A 5,487-nucleotide genomic window follows, 5' to 3' on the forward strand; every position below is an offset into this window, starting at 1 on the left:
TTTTTTTGTGGTTGGTGTCCGGCGGTGTCCTACTCTCCCGCACTCTTTCGTGTGCAGTACCATCGGCGCTGGAGGGCTTAGCTTCCGGGTTCGGGATGGGTCCGGGCGTTTCCCGCTCCGCTATGGCCGCCGTGACAAGCTTTTTTGTTGTGGTGGTGGTGTGGTTTTTTTTTGGGGGGGTGGTGTTGTTTCAGATGCTGGGTAGTGGTGTGCGCGTGTGTTCGCGTTGCGTGTGTGTGTAAGTCCTCGGCCGGTTAGTACCAGTCACCTGCACCCATTGCTGGGCTTCCAGTTCTGGCCTATCAACCCCATGGTCTGTGGGGGGCCTTACCCCTTCTAGGAGGGTGAGAAACCTCATCTTGGAACGGGCTTCCCGCTTAGATGCTTTCAGCGGTTATCCCTTCCGGACTTAGCTAACCAGCCGTGCCCCTGGCGGGACAACTGGCATACCAGAGGTCCGTCCGTCCCGGTCCTCTCGTACTAGGGACAGGTTTCCTCAAGTTTCTGTACGCGCGCGGCGGATAGAGACCGAACTGTCTCACGACGTTCTAAACCCAGCTCGCGTGCCGCTTTAATGGGCGAACAGCCCAACCCTTGGGACCTACTCCAGCCCCAGGATGCGACGAGCCGACATCGAGGTGCCAAACCATCCCGTCGATATGGACTCTTGGGGAAGATCAGCCTGTTATCCCCGGGGTACCTTTTATCCGTTGAGCGACACCCCTTCCACTCGGGGGTGCCGGATCACTAGTCCCGACTTTCGTCCCTGCTCGACCTGTACGTCTCACAGTCAAGCTCCCTTGTGCACTTGCACTCAACACCTGATTGCCAACCAGGCTGAGGGAACCTTTGGGCGCCTCCGTTACCTTTTAGGAGGCAACCGCCCCAGTTAAACTACCCACCAGGCACTGTCCCTGAACCCGTTCAGGGTCCGAGGTTAGATGCCCAATCCGGTCAGAGTGGTATTTCAACAACGACTCCGCCCCCACTGGCGTGAGGGTTTCACAGTCTCCCACCTATCCTACACAAACCGAACCAGACACCAATACCAAGCTGCAGTAAAGGTCCCGGGGTCTTTTCGTCCTGCCGCGCGTAACGAGCATCTTTACTCGTAATGCAATTTCACCGAGCCTGTGGTTGAGACAGCAGAGAAGTCGTTACGCCATTCGTGCAGGTCGGAACTTACCCGACAAGGAATTTCGCTACCTTAGGATGGTTATAGTTACCACCGCCGTTTACTGGGGCTTAAATTCTCAGCTTCGCCCCCCGCAAGGGGAGCTAACCGGTCCTCTTAACCTTCCAGCACCGGGCAGGCGTCAGTCCGTATACCTCGCCTTGCGGCTTCGCACGGACCTGTGTTTTTAGTAAACAGTCGCTTCTCTCTGGTCTCTGCGACCACCCCCAGCTCCCACCGCAAAGGGTGTTCACCAGGCGTGGTCCCCCTTCTCCCGAAGTTACGGGGGCATTTTGCCGAGTTCCTTAACCACAGTTCACTCGATCGCCTTAGTATTCTCTACCTGACCACCTGTGTCGGTTTGGGGTACGGGCCGTGCGGGAACTCGCTAGAGGCTTTTCTCGGCAGCATAGGATCATGGAATCCCCCATCTATGGGGTCGCATCACCTCTCAGGATATAGCGGGACACGGATTTACCTATGTCCCTCCCTACCGGCTTACACCAGTACTACCACTCACTGGCCCCACTACCTTCCTGCGTCACCCCATCGCTTGACTACTACCAGCCAGGGTCCCGTGCATCCGGATCCAGCCCACCGAAGCGGGTCTTTCACCATCAGGACGGTTAGCACAACTGATTCGCCATTGACGCGCCCACACGGGTACGGGAATATCAACCCGTTATCCATCGACTACGCCTGTCGGCCTCGCCTTAGGTCCCGACTCACCCTGGGCGGATTAACCTGCCCCAGGAACCCTTGGTCATCCGGCGGCAGAGTTTCTCACTCTGCTTTCGCTACTCATGCCTGCATTCTCACTCCCACACCCTCCACAACTCGTTCACACGGCTGCTTCCCTGGATGCAGGACGCTCCCCTACCCGCCCCAGCCACTGCACACACAACTCAATTGTGTGTGGATGTTACTGCTGGAGCGCCGCGGCTTCGGCGGTGTGCTTGAGCCCCGCTACATTGTCGGCGCAGGACCACTAGACCAGTGAGCTATTACGCACTCTTTCAAGGGTGGCTGCTTCTAAGCCAACCTCCTGGCTGTCTGAGCGGTCCCACATCCTTTCCCACTTAGCACACGCTTAGGGGCCTTAGCCGGCGATCTGGGCTGTTTCCCTCTCGACCAGCGAACCTTATCGCCCGCAGTCTCACTGCCGCGCTCTCACTTACCGGCATTCGGAGTTTGGCTGACGTCAGTAACCTGGTGAGGCCCATCGGCCATCCAGTAGCTCTACCTCCGGCAAGAAACACGCGACGCTGCACCTAAATGCATTTCGGGGAGAACCAGCTATCACGGAGTTTGATTGGCCTTTCACCCCTACCCACAACTCATCCCCTCAGTTTTCAACCTAAGTGGGTTCGGGCCTCCACGACGTCTTACCGACGCTTCACCCTGGCCATGGGTAGATCACTCCGCTTCGGGCCTAGAACATGCCACTACACGCGCCCTATTCAGACTCGCTTTCGCTACGGCTACCCCCCACGGGTTAACCTCGCGACATGCCACTAACTCGCAGGCTCATTCTTCAAAAGGCACGCCATCACCCCACAAAAGCAAGGCTCTGACGGATTGTAAGCGCATGGTTTCAGGTACTATTTCACTCCCCTCCCGGGGTACTTTTCACCATTCCCTCACGGTACTCATCCACTATCGGTCATCAGGGAGTATTCAGGCTTACCGGGTGGTCCCGGCAGATTCACAGCAGATTCCACGAGCCCGCTGCTACTCGGGTACAGCATCACAGACCAGGCATGCATTTTCGCGTACGGGACTCTCACCCTCTCCGGCACACCATCCCAAGCGGCTTCCGCTAACACACACACTAGACCTGACTGTCACGGCGGTAACAGAACAACACTGCCCCACAACCCCCCATACGCAACCCCCGCCGGGTATCACACGCATAAGGTTTAGCCACCATCCGCTTTCGCTCGCCACTACTCACGGAATCACTCTTGTTTTCTCTTCCTGCAGGTACTGAGATGTTTCACTTCCCCGCGTTCCCTCCACACCACCTATACATTCAGCGGCGGGTAACACGACATCACTCGTGCTGGGTTTCCCCATTCGGACACCCTCGGATCACAGCTCGGCTGACAACTCCCCGAGGACTATCGCGGCCTCCCACGTCCTTCATCGGCTCCTGATGCCAAGGCATCCACCATGCGCCCTTAAACACTTACAACACAAAAAATCAGAAACAGAGAAATATGTTCTTCAATCACAAGCAAAGAACACTCGTCACACCACTATCCAGCTCTCAAACAACACAACCCACAAGGACACGCCACCAGCCACCAGCCAGCAACCACCCCGCAAGCCCCAAGAACACCACACCCCACACAGGCGTGCTGCCTCAGAACCCCAACAGTGCCCCAGCCCCCCTGCCACGAACAACCCGCACCCGCCACACAAGCGAGAAACCAGCTGCCCTCCACAAGGAGAATTGTTTGATGATGATCCACCCGGGCACGGCCCCAACGCCCGTGACACGAACGGTCACGCCAGCACAGGCCGCGCAAAATAATGTTCTCTAAGAAAAAACTCCTTAGAAAGGAGGTGATCCAGCCGCACCTTCCGGTACGGCTACCTTGTTACGACTTCGTCCCAATCGCCGATCCCACCTTCGACGGCTCCCCCCCACAAGGGGTTGGGCCACCGGCTTCGGGTGTTACCGACTTTCATGACGTGACGGGCGGTGTGTACAAGGCCCGGGAACGTATTCACCGCAGCGTTGCTGATCTGCGATTACTAGCGACTCCGACTTCACGGGGCCGAGTTGCAGACCCCGATCCGAACTGAGACCGGCTTTAAGGGATTCGCTCCGCCTCACAGCATCGCAACCCTCTGTACCAGCCATTGTAGCATGTGTGAAGCCCTGGACATAAGGGGCATGATGACTTGACGTCATCCCCACCTTCCTCCGAGTTGACCCCGGCAGTCTCTCACGAGTCCCCGCCATAACGCGCTGGCAACATGAGACAAGGGTTGCGCTCGTTGCGGGACTTAACCCAACATCTCACGACACGAGCTGACGACAGCCATGCACCACCTGCACACCAGCCACAAGGGAACGCCCATCTCTGGACGCGTCTAGTGCATGTCAAACCCAGGTAAGGTTCTTCGCGTTGCATCGAATTAATCCACATGCTCCGCCGCTTGTGCGGGCCCCCGTCAATTCCTTTGAGTTTTAGCCTTGCGGCCGTACTCCCCAGGCGGGGTACTTAATGCGTTAGCTACGGCACGGATCCCGTGGAATGGAACCCACACCTAGTACCCACCGTTTACGGCGTGGACTACCAGGGTATCTAATCCTGTTCGCTCCCCACGCTTTCGCTCCTCAGCGTCAGTTACTGCCCAGAGACCCGCCTTCGCCACCGGTGTTCCTCCTGATATCTGCGCATTTCACCGCTACACCAGGAATTCCAGTCTCCCCTGCAGTACTCCAGCCTGCCCGTATCGCCTGCACGCCCACCGTTAAGCGGTAGGATTTCACAGACAACGCGACAAACCACCTACGAGCTCTTTACGCCCAGTAATTCCGGACAACGCTCGCACCCTACGTATTACCGCGGCTGCTGGCACGTAGTTGGCCGGTGCTTCTTCTGCATCTACCGTCACTCACGCTTCGTCGATGCTGAAAGAGGTTTACAACCCGAAGGCCGTCATCCCCCACGCGGCGTCGCTGCATCAGGCTTGCGCCCATTGTGCAATATTCCCCACTGCTGCCTCCCGTAGGAGTCTGGGCCGTGTCTCAGTCCCAGTGTGGCCGGTCGCCCTCTCAGGCCGGCTACCCGTCACCGCCTTGGTAGGCCATTACCCCACCAACAAGCTGATAGGCCGCGGGCCCACCTCACACCACTACATAACGCTTTCCACCCCACACCATGCAGCATGGAGTCCTATCCGGTATTAGACCCAGTTTCCCAGGCTTATCCCAGAGTGCAAGACAGATCACCCACGTGTTACTCACCCGTTCGCCACTCGTGTACCCCGAAAGGCCTTACCGTTCGACTTGCATGTGTTAAGCACGCCGCCAGCGTTCGTCCTGAGCCAGGATCAAACTCTCCGTCAAAACCAAACACACCCCACACCCACCCCACAGGGCAGACACCAGAGCGCGATCAGAAAAACAGAGCCAAAAACTGGCAAAAAAACGACACCAAAAACTGGCATCAAAAACAGACACCCAACCCCGACTAGGGATCTGAGCCAGGCATCCACAACAGCACCAAACTATCAAAATCCGGCACCATCAAACAAAAACCAGAACACTGTTGAGTTCTCAAACAACACACCCCAAA

The 5,487-nt window shown here is 57.2% G+C and carries 3 rRNA genes; all 3 read right to left on the reverse strand.

The features are described from left to right. Positions 1 to 16 precede the first annotated feature (16 nt). The 3 genes from rrf to ONR57_RS00495 all read right to left on the reverse strand — a co-directional run bounded on the left by rrf (position 17) and on the right by ONR57_RS00495 (position 5,258). A 5S ribosomal RNA gene (gene rrf / locus ONR57_RS00485) occupies positions 17 to 134 on the reverse strand. Positions 135 to 234: 100 nt separating this feature from the next. After that, positions 235 to 3,368, reverse strand: a 23S ribosomal RNA gene (locus ONR57_RS00490). 367 nt (positions 3,369 to 3,735) lie between these two features. Continuing rightward, positions 3,736 to 5,258: ribosomal RNA gene (locus tag ONR57_RS00495) — 16S ribosomal RNA — on the reverse strand. Together the 16S, 23S and 5S rRNA genes form the textbook arrangement of a ribosomal RNA operon. Positions 5,259 to 5,487: the final 229 nt, after the last annotated feature.

Source organism: Hoyosella sp. YIM 151337 (assembly GCF_026041215.1).
GTDB lineage: Bacteria > Actinomycetota > Actinomycetes > Mycobacteriales > Mycobacteriaceae > Hoyosella.